Source organism: Cecembia lonarensis LW9 (assembly GCF_000298295.1).
Lineage (GTDB): Bacteria > Bacteroidota > Bacteroidia > Cytophagales > Cyclobacteriaceae > Cecembia > Cecembia lonarensis.
The window spans coordinates 73,570-96,073 of sequence record NZ_AMGM01000009.1; the positions used below are offsets into that span (position 1 = coordinate 73,570).

Annotated in this window: 19 protein-coding genes; 12 read left to right on the forward strand and 7 right to left on the reverse strand. The window is 40.7% G+C overall.

Annotated features, from left to right (window positions below):
- Positions 1-203: 203 nt before the first annotated feature.
- From B879_RS04820 to B879_RS04835, 4 genes are all read right to left on the reverse strand, one after another.
- Positions 204-2,453, reverse strand: coding sequence for a Tex family protein (locus tag B879_RS04820; protein ID WP_009184026.1), 2,250 nt, complete (start codon positions 2,451-2,453; stop codon positions 204-206).
- 158 nt (positions 2,454-2,611) lie between these two features.
- Positions 2,612-2,863 carry a hypothetical protein gene (locus B879_RS04825; protein WP_009184027.1) on the reverse strand — a complete coding sequence of 84 codons (252 nt, stop codon included), beginning with the start codon at positions 2,861-2,863 and terminating at the stop codon, positions 2,612-2,614.
- A gap of 116 nt (positions 2,864-2,979) precedes the next feature.
- On the reverse strand, positions 2,980-3,597 hold the full coding sequence (locus B879_RS04830; protein WP_009184028.1) for a hypothetical protein: 618 nt from the start codon (positions 3,595-3,597) through the stop codon (positions 2,980-2,982).
- 61 nt (positions 3,598-3,658) lie between these two features.
- Positions 3,659-4,276, reverse strand: coding sequence for an outer membrane beta-barrel protein (locus B879_RS04835; RefSeq protein WP_040400273.1), 618 nt, complete (start codon positions 4,274-4,276; stop codon positions 3,659-3,661).
- 316 nt (positions 4,277-4,592) lie between these two features.
- Here B879_RS04835 and B879_RS04840 point away from each other — a divergent pair, with 316 nt between their 5' ends.
- The 5 genes from B879_RS04840 to B879_RS04865 all read left to right on the forward strand — a co-directional run bounded on the left by B879_RS04840 (position 4,593) and on the right by B879_RS04865 (position 10,865).
- Positions 4,593-5,171, forward strand: coding sequence for a TlpA family protein disulfide reductase (locus tag B879_RS04840; protein ID WP_009184030.1), 579 nt, complete (start codon positions 4,593-4,595; stop codon positions 5,169-5,171).
- A 401-nt stretch (positions 5,172-5,572) separates the two neighbouring features.
- Positions 5,573-5,935 carry a BT1926 family outer membrane beta-barrel protein gene (locus B879_RS23135; RefSeq protein ID WP_157231529.1) on the forward strand — a complete coding sequence of 121 codons (363 nt, stop codon included), beginning with the start codon at positions 5,573-5,575 and terminating at the stop codon, positions 5,933-5,935.
- A gap of 102 nt (positions 5,936-6,037) precedes the next feature.
- Complete coding sequence (locus B879_RS04855; protein WP_009184033.1) at positions 6,038-8,374, forward strand: glycoside hydrolase family 95 protein; 2,337 nt, start codon at positions 6,038-6,040, stop codon at positions 8,372-8,374.
- 5 nt (positions 8,375-8,379) lie between these two features.
- Positions 8,380-9,726 (forward strand): flavin monoamine oxidase family protein, encoded by a 1,347-nt coding sequence (locus B879_RS04860; protein WP_009184034.1) that lies wholly within the window; start codon positions 8,380-8,382, stop codon positions 9,724-9,726.
- Positions 9,727-9,734: 8 nt separating this feature from the next.
- On the forward strand, positions 9,735-10,865 hold the full coding sequence (locus tag B879_RS04865; protein WP_009184035.1) for a nitrilase-related carbon-nitrogen hydrolase: 1,131 nt from the start codon (positions 9,735-9,737) through the stop codon (positions 10,863-10,865).
- On the opposite strand, the gene B879_RS04870 is transcribed toward B879_RS04865, so the two are convergent.
- Positions 10,866-11,405 carry a hypothetical protein gene (locus B879_RS04870; RefSeq protein WP_009184036.1) on the reverse strand — a complete coding sequence of 180 codons (540 nt, stop codon included), beginning with the start codon at positions 11,403-11,405 and terminating at the stop codon, positions 10,866-10,868.
- A gap of 180 nt (positions 11,406-11,585) precedes the next feature.
- Positions 11,586-12,833 (reverse strand): fumarylacetoacetase, encoded by a 1,248-nt coding sequence (fahA, locus tag B879_RS04875; protein ID WP_009184037.1) that lies wholly within the window; start codon positions 12,831-12,833, stop codon positions 11,586-11,588.
- 299 nt (positions 12,834-13,132) lie between these two features.
- Between fahA and B879_RS04880 the strand changes: the two genes are divergently transcribed.
- The 6 genes from B879_RS04880 (at position 13,133) to B879_RS04905 (ending at position 18,814) form a co-directional block, all read left to right on the forward strand.
- Positions 13,133-15,763 (forward strand): valine--tRNA ligase, encoded by a 2,631-nt coding sequence (locus B879_RS04880; protein WP_009184038.1) that lies wholly within the window; start codon positions 13,133-13,135, stop codon positions 15,761-15,763.
- Between the two features lie 81 nt (positions 15,764-15,844).
- Positions 15,845-16,303, forward strand: a complete 459-nt coding sequence (locus tag B879_RS04885; protein WP_009184039.1) for a nucleotidyltransferase substrate binding protein — start codon at positions 15,845-15,847, stop codon at positions 16,301-16,303.
- A 12-nt stretch (positions 16,304-16,315) separates the two neighbouring features.
- Positions 16,316-16,624: a nucleotidyltransferase domain-containing protein gene (locus B879_RS04890; RefSeq protein ID WP_009184040.1), complete on the forward strand. Its 309-nt coding sequence runs from the start codon at positions 16,316-16,318 to the stop codon at positions 16,622-16,624.
- Between the two features lie 278 nt (positions 16,625-16,902).
- Entirely contained in the window at positions 16,903-17,952 is a 1,050-nt protein-coding gene (locus B879_RS04895) for a hypothetical protein (protein WP_009184041.1), read from the forward strand.
- Between the two features lie 82 nt (positions 17,953-18,034).
- Positions 18,035-18,595, forward strand: a complete 561-nt coding sequence (locus B879_RS04900; protein WP_009184042.1) for a DUF2975 domain-containing protein — start codon at positions 18,035-18,037, stop codon at positions 18,593-18,595.
- Between the two features lie 3 nt (positions 18,596-18,598).
- Complete coding sequence (locus tag B879_RS04905) at positions 18,599-18,814, forward strand: helix-turn-helix domain-containing protein (RefSeq protein ID WP_009184043.1); 216 nt, start codon at positions 18,599-18,601, stop codon at positions 18,812-18,814.
- Between the two features lie 13 nt (positions 18,815-18,827).
- Here B879_RS04905 and B879_RS04910 read toward each other — a convergent pair whose 3' ends face one another.
- On the reverse strand, positions 18,828-19,550 hold the full coding sequence (locus B879_RS04910; protein ID WP_009184044.1) for a response regulator transcription factor: 723 nt from the start codon (positions 19,548-19,550) through the stop codon (positions 18,828-18,830).
- A 447-nt stretch (positions 19,551-19,997) separates the two neighbouring features.
- Here B879_RS04910 and B879_RS04915 point away from each other — a divergent pair.
- On the forward strand, positions 19,998-22,504 hold a 2,507-nt coding region (locus B879_RS04915; RefSeq protein WP_051012660.1), incomplete at its 3' end, for a SusC/RagA family TonB-linked outer membrane protein.

Here is a 22,504-nt window from a genome sequence, read left to right on the forward strand (position 1 = left end):
GCAACTCAAGACTAGAATAAGCCCCCCTATCCGGAGTTTGATTTGATATCATCACCCTTTTGTAAATATATCAATTTATAGAATCTTCAAATGACAAGGAGAAGTCTCGTATCTTGACTCCCGATTTTTCCCTTCTTGATTCTTGACTCTTGTTTCTTGTTTGTTTTCTCTTGCTTCTCGTCTCTCGTCTCTCGCTTCTAAATTTATCTAAACCTATTTTTCAGCATGGCCAGTTTTGCCGCTAGGTCGCCCTGGGTCTCCGGTTCTTCCCTTCTTTTCTTTTCACCCGCAGGTTTGGGTTTTCCTCTTTCCGCAAATGGGTCAGATTTCATACTCAAGCCGATACGCTTTCTTGGAATATCCACCTCCATCACAGTTACTTCCACTTTTTGGTTGACCGTCACTACATCTGCAGGGTCATTGACAAACCGGTCCGCCAGATGACTCAAGTGGACCAAGCCATCCTGATGTACTCCGATATCCACAAAAGCCCCAAATTTGGTGATGTTGGTAATGATTCCCGGCAACTTCATGCCTACTTTCAAATCTGAAATTTCATTGACCCCCTCTTGGAAATTGAACACTTCAAAAGTTTCCCTCGGGTCTCTTCCTGGTTTGGAAAGCTCATCCATGATATCCTGCAAAGTCGGTAAACCTACGGTTTCCGAAACATAATTTTTGAGGATGATCTTAGACCTCAATTCCTCAGAGCTCATCAGGTCGGTTACATTCGCCCCAATGTCTTTGGCCATTTTTTCTACCAATTCATAGCGTTCGGGGTGTACCGCAGAGGCATCCAAGGGATTCTTTGAATTGCGGATCCTTAAAAAGCCCGCAGCCTGTTCAAAAGCCTTATCTCCCAAGCGGGGCACCTTTTTAATCTCTGTTCTGCTTTTGAATGGGCCATTTTCATTTCTATAAGCTACAATATTTTGCGCCAAGACCGGACCCAAACCAGACACATAGGTCAAAAGTTGTTTGGAAGCGGTATTCACTTCCACCCCAACACCATTGACGCAGCTCATCACCGTGTCATCCAAAGAATTTTTAAGAGCAGACTGGTCCACATCATGCTGGTACTGTCCTACACCGATCGACTTGGCATCTATTTTAACCAACTCAGCCAATGGATCCATCAACCTTCTTCCGATGGACACTGCACCCCTTACGGTTAAGTCATGGTCCGGAAATTCCTCTCTTGCCACTTCTGATGCGGAGTAGATGGAGGCCCCACTTTCATTAACCATGGTCACGATCACCTGCTTGGGTAAGCCTAAGGATTTTACAAAAGCTTCCGTTTCTCTACTGGCTGTTCCATTTCCTATAGCAATGGCTTCCACCTGATGCTTTTCCACCAAATGCTTGATTATCGCCCCTGATTCAGCGGTCTTTCTTTGCGGCTCGTTTGGATATATGGCATCATAACTGAGTAATTGACCCTGAGGCCCAAGGCATACCGTCTTGCAGCCAGTTCTGAAACCCGGGTCGATGGCCATCACGGATTTTTCACCCAAAGGCGCTGCCAATAACAATTGCCTCAAATTTTCTGCAAAGACCTTAATGGCTTCCTCATCCGCTTTCTTTTTGGTATAAAGTCTGACTTCTGTTTCCATGGATGGCTTGAGCAATCTTTTGTAGCAATCCTTGATGGCCACTCGGACTTGTTCCACGGCTGCATTTGCAGCATTTTCCAAAACCATCGAATCCATCAAAGCCAAAGCAGAAAATTCATCAGGGCAGGAATCCAACATCAAAAACAGCTCTTTTTCACCCCTTCTCATCGCCAAAACCCTGTGGGAAGGAGCTGTTTTAATGGGCTCTGTCCAATCAAAATAGTCTTTGAATTTGATCGCTTCCTGCTCTTTGCCAGGGATAACTTTGGAGACAAACTGGCCTTCTTCAATGAAAAGGTCACGCATTTTCTTCCTCAGTTCCACATTTTCATTGATCCATTCAGCAATGATATCTCTCGCTCCCTGAAGCGCTTCTTCCAATGTATTGACTTCCTTCTCCGCATCAATATACTTCTCTCCTTCTTCTTGCAGGTCAAAACTCCCCTGCTCAAAAATTTTGGTAGCCAATGGCTCCAGTCCTTTCTCCCTAGCTATGGTGGCTTTCGTTCTTCTTTTAGGTTTGTAAGGAAGGTACAAATCCTCTAAAACCGACATGGTTTCAGCAGCATTGATCTTTTCTTCCAACGCTGGCGTAAGTTTTCCCTGCTCTTCTATGGATTTCAAAATGGCCTCCCTCCTTTTGTCAAGTTCTCGTAATTGTTGAATTCGGTCTCTAATAGCAGCAACCTGTACCTCATCCAAACTCCCAGTAACTTCCTTACGGTACCTGGAAATAAAAGGAACAGTTGCCCCCTCATCCAATAATTCAATGGTATCTGTAACCTGTTTAACCTTAATATTTAACTCCTCGGCAACTTTAACAAAATGTTGGATATTCATAGATTCCTCTGGTTTTTCAAATAATGGCGCAAAGTAAGAAGTCCAAAGAGTCTCTCAAAAAATTGGCTTTTCAAATTCTACATTAGACAAATAAAAACCTGACTACTAGGGTATTTGTTTTGCCTCTGCTCGATAACCATCAAGCAGAGGCAAAATTGCTAAAAATCAAAATCTTTATAATTGGACAAAAATGCAGCCCCAAATACCATAAAAAACACAATGTAAAGCCCAATGATTATGGCAAACCACAAGAGTGTAGCTTTTGCCCAATTTTGCTTATTGGGATTGACAGCACCTCCTCCAAACCCCCAAATAAATAACATGATAAAACCGACAATTGGAATGGCAGCAATTAAAATGGTAATCATCCAATCTTTAATACTCATTACGGGAATAGTTGAATTTTCCATAGTGATCGTTTTAGGTTAGTGATGAAACAAAAATATAATTTACCGAAAAAACGTAAATAAAAAAATATTATTCGTGTGCCAAACACATAAAACAAAATGAAAGTTAGAGAATTCTCCTAAACACCTAATCTAATAATCATTCCAAAATTCAAGCTAAAAGGTAATATTGGCGACCAACCGCTGATGCCAACACCTGTATTAGGATTCCACCACAAACTCCCCCCTTCACTGATTACCGGTAACAATAGATGCGCCTGGGATCTTAATCCAATGCGATCGGTGATGTAATACTTCATTCCTGCCTGAATCCCTATCGAAAATCTGGATTGTCCCTCAAAATCTTCATCAGGGAAATTCAAGGTGGCAGAACCCAATTTAAGACCTGAGAAAAAAGTAAGTTGTTCGTTTATGATAATAAGCCTGTTGAAACCGAAAGTCACAAAATGCAAGTGTGATCTTGATACGATATTTTCTAAAAGGTAAATTGAATTAGCCGTGGCATTTGTTCCTAAAAAATTATAAGACAATTCCAATTCTGTAAAGCGCTTTGGGGTATAGCCTAAAAATAGCCCCAAATTGGCATTTCCTTCTAATTTAGCCCGCCCTCCTGTTATGTCAAATCCAGAACCGAAAGTATAACCTGTATATGGTGTAAGTTCTAGTTTTTGGCCCCAACTAGGAGCCGAACCTAAAATTATTGAAAAGAAAAATATGGAAACTAAGAGTGCACGCATGTATAAAAATAATAAAAAAATCCCTGCTCATGGAAGAACAGGGATGTAAAAAATCATACAATTATTTCGCTATTCTAAAGACAAGGGCTCCAGTGAAGCCAAACTGGATGACAGATGACCACCCGTTAAGGCCCACCTGTGTACCTCCCCCCGGACTCCACCAAAGGCTGGCGCCAACATTGGATATCGGCATCATTAAATTGGCCTGAACCCGGAGGCCCACATTATCCGAGACAAAATATTTTACCCCCCCATTTAATCCCACTGCAAATCTGCTGATATCTCTATAATCCCCTTCCGGAAAAGATAGAATAGCGGCACCTATTTTTGCTCCTGTGAAAAATGCCATCTGAGAAGAGGTCGGGAATAACCTGTTGGCTCCTATCAAGGCATAATGGGCATTGGTACTGGTCCGCACATCATTTTGTATCGCTGTGGAACGGGCTGTACTGGTCCCATTTTGGTAGCTGTATAAAGTTTCTATCTCCAGGAAATCATTCACCTGAAACCCAAGCATACCACCAAAGGTCTGCCCACCGCCCAATCTTGCCCTACCTGCGAAAATGGGGAAACTATGGTCAAAAGTATAGCCGGTAAATGGTGTTATTTCAACACTTTGGGCTTTGAGTTCAAAAATCAAAAGGAATAACACTAAAGTCAGGGTAAAGAGTTTTTTCATAGAATAATGTTTTTTATGTAAGGTACTCATTAATTTTCCCATCTTAAAGAATTGTTTTACAACAAATTTCAATTCATGAACTAATTAACCTCGAAAATTAATCAAATCGAATCAATCGAAGATGGATCATTCCTGAGTTTAGCCCAATTTCAATGAATGTTTGCAATTTTATGATTAGAAAGCAGCGTTATTTAGCTTCTGAAACTGACATCGCTGCTCCTTTAACATTTTCCTTGCTCCTTTCTTTAATTCTAGTACCTTTTGTCACAAGAAAAAATCCTGTCATTTTCTAAATTGCACAAAAACTGAATAAAGCATGATCGATTGGAAAAAAGAACTCAAAAGCTGGGGCATTATGCTGGCAGTTTTTGCTTTTTTATATTTTACCGGACTCATCACCCCAATTATGGGTGGGGTTCAATCCTTGTTATTGGCCACAGGCATTAAAAAACCAAAAATCACGCTCGTTGATAAATCCAACACCCAATTTGACTATCAAGGTGCATTCCTAGACTTGGAAGGCAACCGGGTGATGTTGGAAGAATACCGAGGAAAAACCGTATTTATTAACCTTTGGGCAACTTGGTGTCCTCCCTGCAGGGCAGAAATGCCACATATCGAATCTTTATATAAAAAAGTCAATGAGCAGGAAAACCTGGAGTTCCTAATGATTGCCTTAGACAAGGAATTTGAAAAGAGTAAAGATTTTATCGATAAAAAAGGATTTACTTTCCCTGTGGTACATGCCAGTTACGGTCTCAATAATGCCTTACAAAGCCAATCCATCCCTACTACATTGGTGGTCGACCCAAATGGTGAAATCGTCTTTTATCAAGAGGGTATGAGTAATTTTGATACGGAAGAATTCAGGAATTTTTTGATCAGTCAAAAATAGAGCACCTCGCTACCAAAAGTTTTAAAAAACTTTAGTTTTTATGGCTTATTTTTTAAAATGAACGTTGAGAGTAATAATAACATATCTTAATTCAATTTTTATGAAAAAAACACTAGGGATTGCATTCCTGATTACAGCCATTTCTTTTAGTTCTTTCTCACAGGAAAAACCTTCAGATCCGGTTTTTGATTATTCTGAAACAAAACATGAACTCTCACTGGATATTGCCCCGATCATCAATGGGAATTATCCAGGCTCTTTACTTTATAGAAGACATTACAAGACAAAGAACGATAAAAACGTAGCTCTTAGATTTGGGCTTAGTCTTTCTTCAAGCGATTTTAGGACTGTGGAATCAGATTTCACTCCAATCAATTCAACAGATTTCCAGAATCATTTTTATGCATTTACTATTGGAAAAGAATGGCAAAAAAAACTTCACAACAAAGATCATGGGGTACTATGGAATTGATCTTGGCTTTGCTTATTCAGGTTCAAGTTCCAAGCCAAATGCAGACGACCCCACAATAATTACAACTCAAATAAATGATTCTTTTAATTACGCAGGTATAGGTTTTTTGGGAATGAAGTACCATTTTTCCCGTCATTTTTCTATATCAGCAGAAACCGGAGCTTCTGCAAGGTTCAACCATACTATCTATACTGAAAAAAGAGGAACTTCTACAGCAGAAAAAAATAAATCGCAAAGTTTTGGACTCTCTTTCATCCCTTTAAGTGCCATCAGATTTGCTTTTCATTTTTAAGTCAAAAGAACAGGTTTTAATCCCAATTTTTTCTACCCAATAGGAAAAGTGTTACTGTATAATAGGTAAATTAGCGCAATACCCATCGCCTGATAACCGAAAATGAAGTCAACACTTTTATTATTGCTTTGTGCATCGTGCACTTTTGGTGCGCAGCAAACCCTAGCTCAAAGCTTGCTTTGGTACGAAAAGCCTGCAAGCATTTGGGAAGAAGCCCTTCCCTTAGGAAATGGCAGATTAGGAGCCATGGTCTTTGGGCAAACATCAACTGAGCGGATCCAACTCAACGAAGATTCCCTCTGGCCGGGTGGACCTGATGACTGGGGACCGGCAGAAGGGAAACCGGAGGACCTGGAGTTCATCCGGCAGCTACTCTTGCATGGAGAAAATAAAAAAGCAGATTCTTTATTGGTAGCCAAATTTTCAAGAAAAAGCATCACACGCTCCCATCAGACTTTGGGAGACTTGTGGCTGGACCTGGGGCATGAGGAAGTAAGTAATTACAGGCGTGAACTGGACCTGGACCGGGCTTTGGTGACCATAAGCTATACGGTAGAAGGTTATGTTTTTTTACAGAAAGTATTTTCCTCAGCACCGGATCAGGCGATTGTGATTAGATTGGAGTCCAAACATCCAAAAGGAATCAATGGAAAAATCAGACTGAGCAGGCCAGAGGATGATGGATATCCCACTGTAACTGTCCAAGCTACCTCCAACCAAACTTTACAAATGGAGGGAGAAATCACACAGAGAAGGGGACAAATTGATTCCAAACCCAGCCCAATCCTCCATGGGGTCAAATTCCAAACCATCGTCTTTATAGAAAACGAAAGTGGCAAAACATTTCAAAAAGGAGATCATATTGAATTGGAAGGAGTAGAAGCACTCAACATCAAATTGGTCACCAACACCTCTTACTACCATCAGGATTTCCAAAGAAAAAATCAAGAACAACTTCAAAACATCAAAGCCAAAACTTTTGAAGAACTCGAACAAAGGCATATTACCGATTATCAATCTCTTTTCCAGAGAGTGAAATTCTCATTGGAAGAGCCAAACCCTTTAGACATCCCTACTGATCAAAGAATTGAACGGGTCAAAGAAGGAAACTCCGATCTTTACCTGGAATCCTTACTTTTTGATTTTGGCAGGTATTTGTTGATTTCATCTTCCAGACCGGGTACACTTCCGGCCAACTTGCAGGGGCTTTGGAACAGGCATATCGAGGCGCCATGGAACGCAGATTACCACCTCAATATCAATCTTCAGATGAATTACTGGCCGGCAGAGGTGACCAATTTATCCGAACTGCATGAGCCATTTTTTGATTACATGGACCAACTGATCCTCAGTGGTAAAAAAACCGCTCGGGAAACTTATGGCATGCGGGGATCAGCATTGGCCCATGGCTCAGACCTTTGGCACATGACCTTTCTTCAAGCCGCCCAAGCCTATTGGGGGGCTTGGCTGGGGGCAGGAGGTTGGATGATGCAGCATTTCTGGGAGCGATACCTTTTTACCCAGGACAAAAATTTCTTAAGACAAAGATTCTTGCCAGCCATGGAAGAAATTGCTGCTTTTTATTTGGATTGGTTGGTTCCTTATCCGGAAGATGGGACGTGGGTATCTTCCCCTTCCACCTCACCGGAAAACAGTTTTATCAACGCGAAAGGAGAATCCGTCGCTTCTACCATGGGAGCAGCCATGGACCAACAAATTATCGCTGAGGTTTTTGATCATTTTATGCAGGCAAGTAAAATTTTGGGTTACCAATCCCCTGTCCTTGATGAAGTGAAATCAAAAAGACAAAACTTAAGATCGGGTTTAAGAACTGGAAATGATGGAAGACTTTTGGAGTGGGACCAGGAATATGAGGAGCCTGAAAAAGGCCACCGGCACATGTCCCATTTATATGCTTTTCATCCTGGAAATGCCATTACCAAAAATAAGACTCCTAATTTATTTGAGGCAGTCAAAAAAACTTTGGATTACAGATTGGCCCATGGAGGAGCAGGGACAGGTTGGTCAAGGGCATGGCTGATCAACTTTTCTGCCAGGTTACATGATGGAGAAATGGCGCATGAGCATATTCAAAAACTCATTCAACAATCCTTATATCCCAACTTATTTGATGCCCATCCCCCATTTCAAATAGATGGCAATTTCGGTTATACCGCAGGAGTTGCTGAGATGCTCTTACAAAGCCATGACGGATTTATCCACTTACTCCCTGCTCTTCCAAAGGCCTGGAAAAACGGGAAAATTACAGGATTGAAAGCTAGGGGGAATTTTACTGTAAATATGGAATGGAAAGAGGGTGAACTGAAGACCGCAAGTATATCAGCGCCCATCGGAGGCAAGGCATTTCTGAAATACAAAGGGAACCTTCTGGAAATTGATTTAGAAAAAGGGGAGACATTTGAGTTTTCCCTACAATAAAAAACATGACTCAAGTAATCATCATTGGAGGTGGCTTTTCGGGAATTGCCGCTGCAAAAAAACTACATGAAACCAATATCCCCTTTTTGGTCCTAGAGGCAAGAGAAAGATTAGGTGGAAGGGTTTACACCAAACAAATTTCCGAGGATTTGTACTTAGACCTGGGCGGTCAGTGGATTGGACCAAGCCAAGACCGGATGTATGCCCTCTGTGAAGAACTTGGACTTGATTATTTTGAAACTTACGACCAAGGCTATAATATCCTTGATTTCAAGGAACAGGTAAAAAAGTTCAAAGGTTTGATTCCCAGTTTAGATATTTTCTCCTTGATCAACCTTGACTTTGTACTCAAAAAACTGGAGCGAATGGCCAAAACCATCCCGCAAGACAGCCCATGGCTGCACCCTAAAGCGGTGGAATTTGACCGGGTATCCCTTGCTGCCTTTGTAACCTCACAATGCAAGACAAAATCCTGTCAAAAAGTAGTAAGCCTTGCCCTTGAAACTGTATTTGCTGCAGAACTGAATGAAGTCTCGCTGTTACATGCCCTTTTTTATTTCAAATCAGGCAGAGACCTCAATACCCTGATCAACATCAATAATGGAGCCCAGCTTCACCGGATCGTTGGGGGCATGCAAACATTGGTCGAAAAAATGGCTCAACCATTTTTGCAGCAAATCAAATTCAATCATCCTGTAAGTAGCATTAGGAAAGAAGATGGTGTTTTTACTGTTCAGTGTGAAGGTTTTTCCTATAAAGCAAAAAAAATCATCATGGCTGTACCTCCAGTTTTGGCAGGTAAAATCAATTTTTACCCACTGCTTTCTGCCGCCAAAAGACAGGTGCTGGACAGAATAGCCATGGGGCAAGTGGGCAAATGCTTTATGGTATACCAAAAGCCCTTCTGGAGAGAAGCAGGGTTCAGCGGCCAGGCTTTTGCAGACGAATATTCTCCTTTCCAATCCATGTTTGATGCCTCCCCTAAGGAAGCATACTTCGGTATCATCCTGGCCTTTACCATTGGCAATCGGGCAAAGACTTTCTTCGAAAAAGACAAAGAAAAGCGTCAAGCCATCATGCTGGAAAAATTAACAAAATACTTCGGAAGCTCGGCTGAAACTCCCTTATTCTACGAAGACTTCAGCATGAGCGATGAGGCCTGGAGTCGCGGCTGCTATGCCGGAATTTATCCCACAGGCGCCTGGACAGGATTTCAGGATGCCTATGCCAAAACAGAAAATGACATTTATTGGGCGGGCACAGAGGCCTCTAAAGTTTGGTTTGGTTACATTGAAGGGGCTGTAAGGGCAGGAGAAACAGCCGCTGACAATGTCTTATTGGATCTGAAATAATCACTGCTATGAAGAAATTTGCCCTTCTAATACTGACTATCCTCGTAATTTGGGCTATCTGGGCCAATACCGGAAACTGGAGCGCTTTACCAGAGGTGGCTCCTAATATCAGCCATGTCGAAAACCTAACGCCACTCCCCACTGACAGCGTTCAAGGAAATGTAGTGGGCATACAACCCTACATGCTGGAATCAGATTACCTTTCAGAAGAAAGGTTTTTTCAAAAACTGGAAGCATATTATCAAAAAGCCAAAGAGGAAGGGTTTTTAAAGAGCAACACCATTGTCTTGCTGCCCGAATACCTGGGAACATGGTTGGTTATACTGGATGAAAAACCTTCAGTAGCCAAGTCTTCCACCCTGACTTGGGCGATGGCCCAACTGGTATTGACCAATCCATTTGAATTCTTCAAACATTACCCTTTGTCAAAGAATGAGGAAGACCGAATAGCCTCCACACTCTTTAGAATGAAGGCCGATCAAATGGCAAAAGCCTACGAAAGAAGTTTTTTAACACTGTCTAAAAAATACCAAGTGTTTACTGCTGCTGGCTCAATCAATTTACCGGACCCACAGGTAATTGACAATCAAATCATTGTAAAAAAAGAAGGTGCATTGTATAACAGTTCCTTCATTTTTGGTCCAGACGGCAGCATTTTTCCTCAGGTCATCAAAAAATCCTTCCCTATTTCCTCTGAAAAGCCATTTATTACTGCTTCTCCTACCACGGCTATACCAAGTTTTGAACTTCCTATGGGTAAAGTGGGCATTTTGGTCTGTGCAGATTCCTGGTACCCGGAAGCTTATGAGGCTATAAAAGGAGTGGATCTTGTCTTGGTCAATTCCTACTGTGCAGTCGATGGAGCCATGGAAGTCCCTTGGGCAGGCTATAATGGAGCTCCAGCTCCCACTGATGTTGATTTGAGCGATATTGGAGAAATCTCTGAACAGGAAGCATGGCAAAAATATGCCCTCCCTAGAAGAATTGGCCTTTCAGGTGCAAAACATGGAGTCAATGTTTTCCTGAGAGGAGAATTATGGGATTTAGGTACTGATGGCCAGCCATTTTTTATCCAAAATGAAAATTTACTCCCTATCCAAAGTGCAGATAAAGGTGGTATTTGGAATATGGATTATTGATTAAAAAGCATAACCAAAACCTACCCCTACCCAAAGGGGCCAAAAACCATTTTGATTAAAGATTGGCGTCAAATTGGCCTTAAAAGTAAATCCCCCATCCACTGGAATTCTTCTGTATCCAAAATTCAAAGTTCCCATGAAAGCCGGTGTATCACCAGAGTTAAGGATAAAATCAAAATCTTTCCATACCCTAGGTTCGCCAGTGTTCCAGTCATTGAAACGCTCCCTATAGTAAATAAAAGTGGTACCTCCTCCCAACTCAAAAAAGTGTTTCTCCTTACCAAATAACCTATTGATCTGGAAGGGCATGGTCAATAAGCCTTCTGACCGCCAAGTATTATTAAATGCCCATCCTCCTGCACCCATCCGCATTCCCCAGGAATTGATATCGTTCTTGTCAAATCTAAAATCATAATTGAAAGAGTAAGCCAATCCTGCACCTCCCAATTCAACATAAACTGATTGGCTACCAGGAACTTGTGCTAAGACCGAAAATTGTACGAGAAAGACAAAACAAAATAAGATAAGAAGCTTTTTCATGAAATATTGTTTAATTCGGAGACGAAATTAGTATTTTTTAATTTATCACCGAAAAAAATCTTGTGATTTTTTATAAAAGTAGTTACAATAATTTTATTGATAGAGAATGAGGTTTTTAAATCAAAAAACCTCTGAAAGCAACTGCCTACAGAGGTTTTACTATTATTGGAATATTATTAATTATTTAGCGGGCAACACCTTGCTTGCAACCTCACCAAAACCAACCCTTATCCCTTCTTTTTCTGCATATCCTTTCATGATGACAGTATCTCCATCTTCAATAAACTTCCTTTCCCCACCTTCCTCTAATTTGACCGGTTTGGTACCTTTCCAGGCCAGTTCCAACATGGAACCATAACTGTCTTCTGTTGGTCCTGAAATAGTACCGGAGGCCATCATGTCACCTACATTGATATTGCATCCATTCACGGTGTGATGGGCTAATTGCTGGGCAATGTTCCAGTACATGTATTTGAAATTGGAAGTACATACTTTACTGGCCTTCAGGCCATCAGGCTGAATGTATACTTCCAATTGGATATCAAAAGCATGGTCCTTTTTGCATTGCAAATAGGGCAAAACTTCAGGATCCTGTTTTGGACCAGCCTGTCTGAAGGGCTCCAAAGCTTCTAAGGTTACTACCCAAGGGGAAATGCTGGATGCAAAACTTTTCCCCAAAAAGGGTCCCAATGGCACATACTCCCAAGCCTGAATATCCCTTGCTGACCAATCATTGAAAAGCACCATACCAAAAATATAATCCTCAGCATCTTCTGTAGAGATACTGTCTCCCATCTTGGTCGGTCCACCGGTGATAAATGCCATCTCCAACTCGAAATCCAATCTCCTACTGGGACCAAATTCAGGTTGCTCCTTATTGGGATCCTTAAACTGTCCCTTTGGCCTGTAGATGGGAACACCTGAAGGAATTATGGAGGAAGCCCTTCCATGATAACCTACGGGGAGATGCTTCCAATTAGGCAATAGTGCATTATTAGGATCACGGAACATGGTTCCCACATTGGTGGCATGTTCCATGCTGCTGTAAAAATCTGTATAATCCCCCACCTTAACAGGCAACATCATCTGCGCCTCGTTACGGTTAACCATAGCCTTGCCTCTACAGGTATGCTCTCGGAGCTGGTCATTTTCCTCCTTTAATAAGTTCTGAACAATCTCACGTACTTTTCTTGTAACCGGCTTACCTAGTCCAATAAAGTCATTCAAAGCATCTCTTAAAAAGATGTCATGGGGCAAATGGGATAGCTCTGAGAAAAACCCTTCCTCATGTAATACAGAAAGGTCCACGATTTTATCCCCTATGGCCATTCCTACCCTAGGAGAAAGCCTCTTGTTTTGAAAAACTCCAAAAGGCAAATTATAAATGGTAAAATCAGAATCTTTGGCTACCGGTACCCAGGAAGCCATGGGTGTTATATTTGGGTTACTCATACTTAAAAGTTTGATGAATGTGCAAAGATAAGGTTTACCATTTTAAGTAAAAACCGCTAGCCATTTTATCCATGACTTGAAGTTGAGTCCAATGGCGTCTTATTTTACACAGGCATGACAACAAGCACCATTATACCAGTATTTTATAAGGGTGATTTCCGAAAAGGAAATTGGAATAGTTTGTAGTTCTGTAGTATGCTTTTGTCAGTATTGTGGTTCAAAAGCATTTTTCTCTTAATTTTGCGCCTTGAGTTTTAAAAAAACCTCTTCTAAAGATGTCATTAGCTACCAAATACAATCCTGAAGCCGCAGAGGCCAAGTGGTACCAATACTGGACGGAGCACAAATTTTTCTCCTCTCAAGTTGATCATAACAAGGATCCCTACACCATCGTCATCCCTCCACCAAATGTAACCGGGGTGCTGCATATGGGGCATATGCTCAACAATACCATTCAGGATGTTTTGATCAGAAAGGCCCGTATGGAAGGCAAAAATGCCTGCTGGGTCCCTGGCACAGACCATGCCTCCATTGCCACGGAAGCCAAAGTCGTGGCCATGCTGAAAGAAAGAGGTATTGACAAAAAATCCCTGAGCAGAGAAGAATTTTTGAAATATGCCTGGGAATGGAAAGAGAAATACGGGGGCATCATCCTGGAACAATTGAAAAAACTGGGTGCTTCCTGTGATTGGGACCGAACCAAATTCACCATGGACCAGGACCTCAGCGATGGGGTGATTTCCGTTTTTGTGGACCTATATAATAAAGGGAAAATCTACCGTGGTATCAGGATGGTCAACTGGGACCCACAAGGGAAGACTGCTCTTTCGGACGATGAGGTGATCATGAAGGAAATACAGTCAAAGCTGTATTACATCAAATATAAAATTGAAGATTCTGAAGATTTCCTGACCATTGCTACCACACGCCCTGAAACCATCATGGCGGACGTGGCCATCTGTATCAATCCCAATGATCCTAGGTTTACCCACCTGAAAGGCAAAAAAGCCATTATCCCATTGATCAATAGAGCCATTCCAATCATCGAAGATGAGTATGTGGACATGGAATTTGGTACGGGCTGTTTGAAAGTTACGCCTGCCCATGATGTCAATGACTATGAATTGGGAATCAAACACAAACTCGAAGTCATAGACATCCTCAATGACAATGGAACCCTGAATGAAAAGGCTCAGATTCTCGTAGGTGAGGATAGATTTATTGCCAGGAAGAAAATCGGCAAACTCCTAGAGGAATCCGGTCAATTGGAGAAAATTGAAGATTACAAATCCAATGTTGGCCACTCTGAAAGGACGGATGCTGTGGTGGAACCTAAACTTTCTCTTCAATGGTTCCTAAAAATGGAGGAAATCACCAAGCCAGCTTTGAGTTCGGTCATGGAGGACATCATCCAACTCCATCCACCGAAGTTCAAAAACATGTACCGTTCTTGGATGGAAAATGTGCGCGACTGGTGCATCTCCCGTCAGTTGTGGTGGGGCCATCAGATTCCGGCCTTCTACCTTCCAAATGGAGAGTTTGTAGTTGCAAAAACCAAAGAAGAAGCCTTGGCATTGGCCAACGAAAAATTCAAGACTGCCTATACTTTGGAAGACCTCAGACAGGATGAGGATGTACTGGATACCTGGTTCTCTTCCTGGTTGTGGCCTATCTCTGTTTTTGATACTGATGTGTTCACAACAGGTAAACCCAATGAAGACCTAAAATACTACTATCCTACCAATGATTTGGTAACTGCCCCGGAAATCCTTTTTTTCTGGGTGGCGAGAATGATCATTGCAGGTTATGAATACATGGGCGACAAGCCCTTCAAAAATGTATACCTGACGGGTATCGTTAGGGATAAACTAGGCAGGAAGATGTCCAAATCCCTCGGAAACTCTCCCGATCCGCTGGAATTAATCACCAATTATGGCGCTGATGGGGTAAGAACAGGCATGCTCTTCTCCTCCCCTGCCGGCAATGACCTACCTTTTGATGAAAAATTGGTAGAGCAGGGAAGGAACTTCTCCAATAAAATCTGGAACGCTTTCCGATTGGTCAAAGGTTGGGAAATAGACGAAACAGCTTCCGGAGCTGAAAATGCTGCTGCCATTCACTGGTTTGAAAACAGATTCAACGAAGCCCTTACTGAAATCGAAGAGCACTTCCAGAAATTCAGGATTTCCGATGCCCTGATGACTACCTACAAACTGGTGTGGGATGACTTCTGCTCCTGGTACCTGGAAATGATCAAACCCGCCTATCAGCATCCAATCGATAAAGCTACCTATGAAAAAACCATAGTCTTCTTTGAGGATATCCTGAAAATCCTTCATCCTTTTATGCCATTCCTTACCGAAGAACTCTGGCATCAGATTAAGGAAAGATCTGCGAATGAAGCATTGATCGTGGCAGCATGGCCAAAAGCAAAAGCCTTTGACGCCAAACCCATTGCGGAAGCCAGTCAAGTTTTTGAGGTGGTGTCTCAAATCAGAAATATCCGCTCTTCCAAAGGCATTTCCCCAAAAGAAGCCTTTGCTTTGACGGTAAATACCAAAAAACCGGAATTGTACAGCAGCTTCGAGACAGTATTGAAGAAGTTGGCCAACCTTTCTGAATTAAACTTTGGGGAGAAAGTGGACAATGCGACAAGCTTTGTGGTAAAAGCTGATGAGTGCTTTATCCCAATGGGCGAGCAGATTGATGTAGAAAAAGAAAGAGAAAACCTGCTCAAAGAACTGGAATACGCCAAAGGCTTCCTGAATTCTGTAATGAAGAAACTCAGCAATGAGCGTTTCGTAGCAGGAGCTCCGGCAGCTGTAGTAGAAAACGAGAAGAAAAAGCAGGCAGATGCCGAGGCGAAGATCAAAACCTTGGAAGAGGCTTTGGCCAAGCTTGGATGATTATCCCAAATGTTAAAATCAAGAAATGTCAAAGTTGTTTATTGAATTTGCTAAATTGATGGTGAGCTAAAAATTGAATTAATGAAATCAAAAGATATTCGATGGGTACAGCGCTTTAGTAATTTCAATAAAGCTTTGGATAAACTGGAGGAAGCAGTCAGTAGGATTCAAGAAGATTATCCCATAGATAAAGAAGGGAATATTGCTGATGATCAATTTCTGGATGACATTTTGAAAGAAGGGTTGATCCAAAGGTTTGAATACACCCATGAGCTGGCTTGGAATGTCATGAAAGATTTTTTGATCCATGCTGGAAATACAAATATTTTTGGCTCAAAAGATGCCTCAAGAGAAGCTTTTTCTGCGGGATTGATTGAGAATGGGGAAATATGGATGGACATGATCAAAAGCCGGAGTAAAACTTCCCATACTTACAATGAGGAAACTGCTGATGAAATCTTTTTTAAAATTATGAACCAGTATATTCAAGAATTCATTCAGTTCAGGGATAAAATGCAGGAAGTCAAGTGCAATAATTGATACCATTAGCTAATGTTTGGACTTTCGGAACATACAATTCATGCCATTCAAAATGTCCTTAAGGCATACTCCCAAGTAAATAAAGCTGTACTTTATGGATCCAGAGCCATTGGCAATTATAGACCGGGTTCTGATATTGACCTAGCCCTATTGGGGCAAGATTTAGACCTTACCATTCTTCATCAAATAGAAGATGATTTGGACGATCTATTGCTTCCTTACAAAATCGATCTTTCCATTTTTCATCAGATAAGTAATCCTGGTTTTTTAGATCACATCCTTAGGAAAGGAAAAGTTTTTTATGAAAGATCTATCAATTAGGTTTGATACCTCCTTTTGATTGAAACCAATCAGGAATTCTTACTTACATTGACAGTTGCAAAAAATGGTTAGTTTATAATCCTTAAATCCATAAGATAGAAAAAGCAATATCAGAATTGGTGTAATCTTCAATTAAGAACACTTTAAAAGGCTAAACACCCGTTCCAAAATTTAATTTTGGAACGGGTGTTTTTTTTTGCATAATATTTCATTATTTTAAAACTAATGGATTATTATTACCGTAAAGACAATATATCCTAATTTAAAACCTTTTTACTATGAAATATTATTCTCAGTTTATTCTAGCCTCTTTTCTTATTCTAGGGTTCCTTGCCTGTGAAACCAATGAAGATCCAAATCCAATGTCTCAGCAAGAAGAATTCCCCGATTTAAAGATTTTCTTGGATAGATTTGAAGTTGAAGCCAAACTGAGAGGGTTTAATTTTAACTTCTCAGGTTTAGACATAGAATATGTAGATGAAATCCGAATTTCTGATGAGGTCTATTGTGGATACGGTTTTATCAGGCATCCTCAAACCGACAGAAGAACGGTCCTAATTTCAAAATCTACAAATTGTGATTGGGTAAATAAAACAGATATTCAAAGGGAAAACTTATTTTTTCATGAAATGGGGCATGCATTTTTAAACCTACCTCATGACAATGCTTTGAAATGTGATGGCAGGCCCCTTTCTTTAATGACAAATATTTTTATCCCTTATTATATTTACAGCGAAAATGAACCCGAAAAAAGAGCTTATTACTTGGATGAGCTATTTGACCGGCTTGCTGCCAATGAACAATGTATCGATTTTGTACAGGACTTTGAATCAGATCCTGTATTTTTAAAATATGGCTTCCTAAATTCTATGTGGCGATTTTCAAATGACAATGGCAATTTTGGAATTACCGGTGGTATCAATGAAGAGACTGGAAATCCTTTTTTCCAAATTTTTTCTGAAGGAAACGGCCAAAATACAGGATATGCTTTTATACAGATTGAGGTTCCAAATATCCCTGAAGGGGCTACTGTAAAACTCAGGACAAAAATCAATTCTGAAAATCTGGAAGGTCCCGGTGTAGCCATCGCCCTTCGTATGTATGAAACCGAGATAGGACAAACGGGGGCAACTATTGTAGAGTCTCATTTTCTTAGTACTGAAATGAATCCGATCAACGGAAAATTAGAAAATGAATTGATTGAACTCACACTTACCAACTTCACCCGAAAAACCATCTTTATGATTCCATTTGCTGTGATGATGCCCGGAACGAAAGGAGCAGCCAGCTTTGATGATTTTGAAGTTTTGGTTGAGCCAGGCAGTTAAAATAAATTTCTTTTATCAATATATAATTATTGTTTTTCAATAATTTTTTACTGATATTTGAAAAACGATAAATGTATATGTTATGAAACTCGCAGAACAGTGGAAAGAAAAATGGGAATCCCAGCCCGGTTTAATGCTTATTACCGTGGTGATTTGGTCCATCTTTATCGGACTTTGTATCAAAGCAGGCGCTTTGCTGTTTACTTCAATATACAGTTTATTCAAACCTACGGTAGCCCAGGACCTATTTGAAGGATTGAATTTATACGGATTGATGAATCAGGAAATCTGGTATTATATAGGCTTAGTTTCACTTTTGATAGGTATTGCTTGCTTGAAAGCGTATATGTTTTATCTGATGATCCGGATATTTCTCACCATTAATCTCAATCATCCATTCAGTAAGAAAGTGTCCGATCTGATTTCAGAAATCGCCTCGGTCGCCATCCAAACTGGAATATTGATCATCATCACTACTGCATCTTTGAAGTGGTTGATCAAGCGGGGATTTGACATCCCATCCATGGGTGCTTATACCGGTGGGGCCTTTGAATACCTTCTGTTGGGAGCCCTGATTTATGCCATTGCCAAGGTCTTCAAGAGAGGAGTGGAATTACAGTCTGAAAACGAATTAACTATTTGAGCCATGCCCATAATTGTCAACTTGGATGTAATGATGGCCAAGCGGAAAATGTCACTGAATGAGCTTTCTGAAAAAGTGGACATAACACTTTCCAACCTCTCCATTCTTAAAACCGGCAAAGCAAAGGCAGTCCGCTTCAGTACCTTGGAAGCCATCTGTAAGGCCCTCGATTGTCAGCCGGGGGATATACTTGAGTTTGTTGATTCTGAGGATACCTAAACTTTAAAAAAAATTATTCACCCCTCAACCTATACCCCACTCCCCTTATGGATTCCAAATCCTTCTTTAGGATTGGAATTTTTTTCCTTAAACTAACTACCAAAACATCCACCGCCCTTTCGGTTACTCCATAATCTGAACCATAAATCAGGTCCATGATCTTTCCCCTACTTAAAACTATTCCTTTTTGCTGTAAGAATAATTCCAGCAGTTTAAATTCGGTAAGGGTCATCTGTACTTCTTGTTGATCAATTCTCAATTGATATTTCTGTCTATCCAACAAAATATTCTTATAAGAAATCAAATTGGCCTTTTCTGTTTTACTTCCATGCCTTTCAAGAAAAAAATTATCTGTAGGAACCTTGTTTTTAGCCACCATTTTTTTTGCCCGGACCATCAACTCCCTTACCCGAACAGGTTTCACCATATAATCATCTGCACCCACTTCCAAGGCAGTGACTACATCAATCTCAAGATTCCTATTTGAAAGCATGATAAATGGTATTTTTTCCAAATCATCATTTTTTTTCAGGAGTCTACAAAGTTCAAGCCCATCCATATCATCCAATAGCCAATCACAAATAACCAAGTCGGCCTTTTCTTTCTTCAAATGAATTAGTGCTTCCTCCCCTGCTTGGAACACTTCAACTTTTGCTTTTTCTTTTTCAAAATTGGACTTCAAAAGTTTCAGGTTTTCTTGTTGATCATCTATGATGACTACTTTAAAATACTTCATAGGTTGTTGATGAGAGATTGTTTAGACTTATGAATTGATGCATTCAATAATCCCCTATAAAAGTACTTCGCCTATGTTAATTGAATTTGTAAGTAAGATTAGAAAATGATTAAGGTTTGATAAGCATTTTAGACAAAACCAAACATTCCTAACTCAGGGTATATTGTTTGGGTTAAATAAAATATGAATTCTTACTATTTTAATAAGGCCTGATTTCAAAGCTGTTTTTTTCCGTATTTCTAGATGTCAGCATTCGAATTGGTAATAGGTGAACCCAAAATCTTAAGGCAAAAAACTTTTAGATTAAAATCAACTCATTTTAATAACATTGGATTAAAGAAGGATTAAAGAAACTGTAACACACCATTCATCAATCCTAACATTTCTCCAACCTAATCTTAATAATTGGAAAATAGGTTTGTGCATCGTTTAAAAAACACAAACCAAATGAAACACATCAACCACCTGCTGCTGACAGTCATTCTACTGTTTCTGTTCAGCTTTGCAACAGTTGCGCAAGAAAGTATCGTGCGCGGAAAGATTACGGATGAAGGAGGAGAAACCCTTATTGGAGTTAGTCTTATCATTAAGGGAACCTCTATTGGAACCATTACGGATATCGATGGTAATTATTCCATCCCAGTTCCAGGCACTATCAATGAGCCTATCTTGGTAGTTTCCTACATTGGGTTTGAAACAAGAGAAATAGCGATCAATAACCGATCCACGATTGATGTTTCTCTTAAAGAATCCATACAAGGACTTTCTGAGGTAGTCATTACGGCTTTTGGGGTCAGCAAAGAAAAGGCAAGCTTGGGCTACTCTACCCAAACCATTTCAGGCGACCGCTTGATCAAAGCAAGGGAGCCAAGCCCAATGAATGCTTTAGCTGGTAGAGTAGCTGGATTGACGATTGGGCCTTCCACTGAAATGTTGGCTGCACCAAACATCTTATTGAGAGGTAATTCTGACATTCTATTTGTAGTGGACGGCGTACCCATCAATACCGATACTTGGAATATCAATCCAGATGATATTGAAAGCATTACTGTCTTGAAAGGTCCTAATGCTGCAGCACTTTATGGCTTTAGGGGACAAAATGGAGCGATACAAATTACAACAAAAAGAGGCAGTGGGAAAGAGAGGGGATATTCTTTGACGTTGAACTCTTCCACTCAACTACAATCTGGATTCCTTACCAGACCAAGGACACAGATAGAATATGGGCTAGGTAATTCTTTCAGGTATGCTTTCGGAAATGATCCTTTTGACAGAGATGGAAGTTTCAGAAGAGCACCGCTTTGGGGACCAAGGTTTGAGGGTCAACCCATTCCTCAATGGGACAGCCCAGTGGATCCAGAAACAGGTATCAGACAGGGAACCCCATGGTTGGCAAAAGGAATCAACAACTTTGAAGAATTTACCAGAGCAGGGATCTTAACTTCGAATAATGTGGCCTTGGGTTTCAATGACGAAAGATCAGATTTCAGGTTGTCTTATACCAATGGCTTTCAAACTTCCATTTGGCCAAATACGCAGTTGACAACGAATAACCTCAACATGTCCGCTGGCTACAATTTCACGGATAAATTAAGATTGGAAGGCAATGTCAACGTCAATCTTCAAAATGCACCGAATATCCCTGAAGTGATGTATGGGCCAAACTCCTACATGTACACCTTCGCGGCATATGGTAGCGCCCATTTTGACATCAATGACCTTAGGGATTACTGGGCACCTCCTGGAATTGAAGGTATTCAGCAAGTAAACAGGGAATACGGAAGGACCAATAACCCATGGTTCATGGCTTATGAGTGGTTAAGAGAACACCAAAAAACAGACACCTATGGATTCTTAGCCCTTTCTTATCAGGCCAATAAGGACCTCAGGTTCCAATTGAGATCAAACATGACCAACTGGTCAGCTTTGAGAACTGAAAAATTGCCTTATTCTGCTGAGCATTATTCCGTTCCTGATAGGGCAGGAAACTATACAGAGGACAGAAGATCACTATTGGAATATAAGACGGATTTATTGATCACTTATGATAAGAAAGTCGGTGATTTTGAATTTGATGTGCTGGTAGGTGGTAATGTTAGAAATTTCAGCTACAACTCCAGTTTTATCAGCACCAATAACCTGATTGTACCCGGAATATATTCTTTTTCCAACTCCGAAAACCCATTGGTTGGGTATTCCTTTAGATCCAACATGGTCGTTTTGGCTGCTTACTCGAGTGTGGACGTCAGCTACAAGAACTTTGTCACTTTGAACCTTACTGGCCATTGGGATAAATTGTCCACTTTACCTGTGGGAGACCAGGCCTATTTCTATCCATCTGCCTCCTTAAGTACTGTAATCTCTGATTATATCACCATGCCAAGAGCAATTTCCTTCTTAAAAGTGAGGGGTTCTTATGCACAGGTACAAGGAGGTTTGGTAAGTCCATTTGTAGGACCAGCCAATATCGCCTTAGGTTTTGGTGGACAGTGGTTTGACAATGATTGGTTTACTACTTATGATGGACCTACCTACGCCAACCAAAACACTTATTCCATTTCATTGCCTTATAACAACAGACCGGGTGCATCCTTTACCTCCACTTTGGCCAATAGTGCACTTCAGCCATTCACAGTAACTGCTTATGAAACTGGTTTGGATGTGTTTTTCATGGACAACAGATTGGGACTAGACCTTACCTATTTTTCTACAGTAAATGGTCCACAAATCTTCACCAGAGACATGGCACCTTCCACCGGTTTTGACCGAAGAAATGTCAATGATATTATTACTGTGAAAAATGGTTGGGAGGCTGCTTTGACAGGTATTCCTATATTAAAAAGCAATTTAAAATGGGAAATTGCAGCTAATATCTCAGGATTTGTAGAAAGATTGAGGGACATCGAAGATCCATCCGGTACCATCATAGCTAATGGGGGCATCCTTCGGGTGGG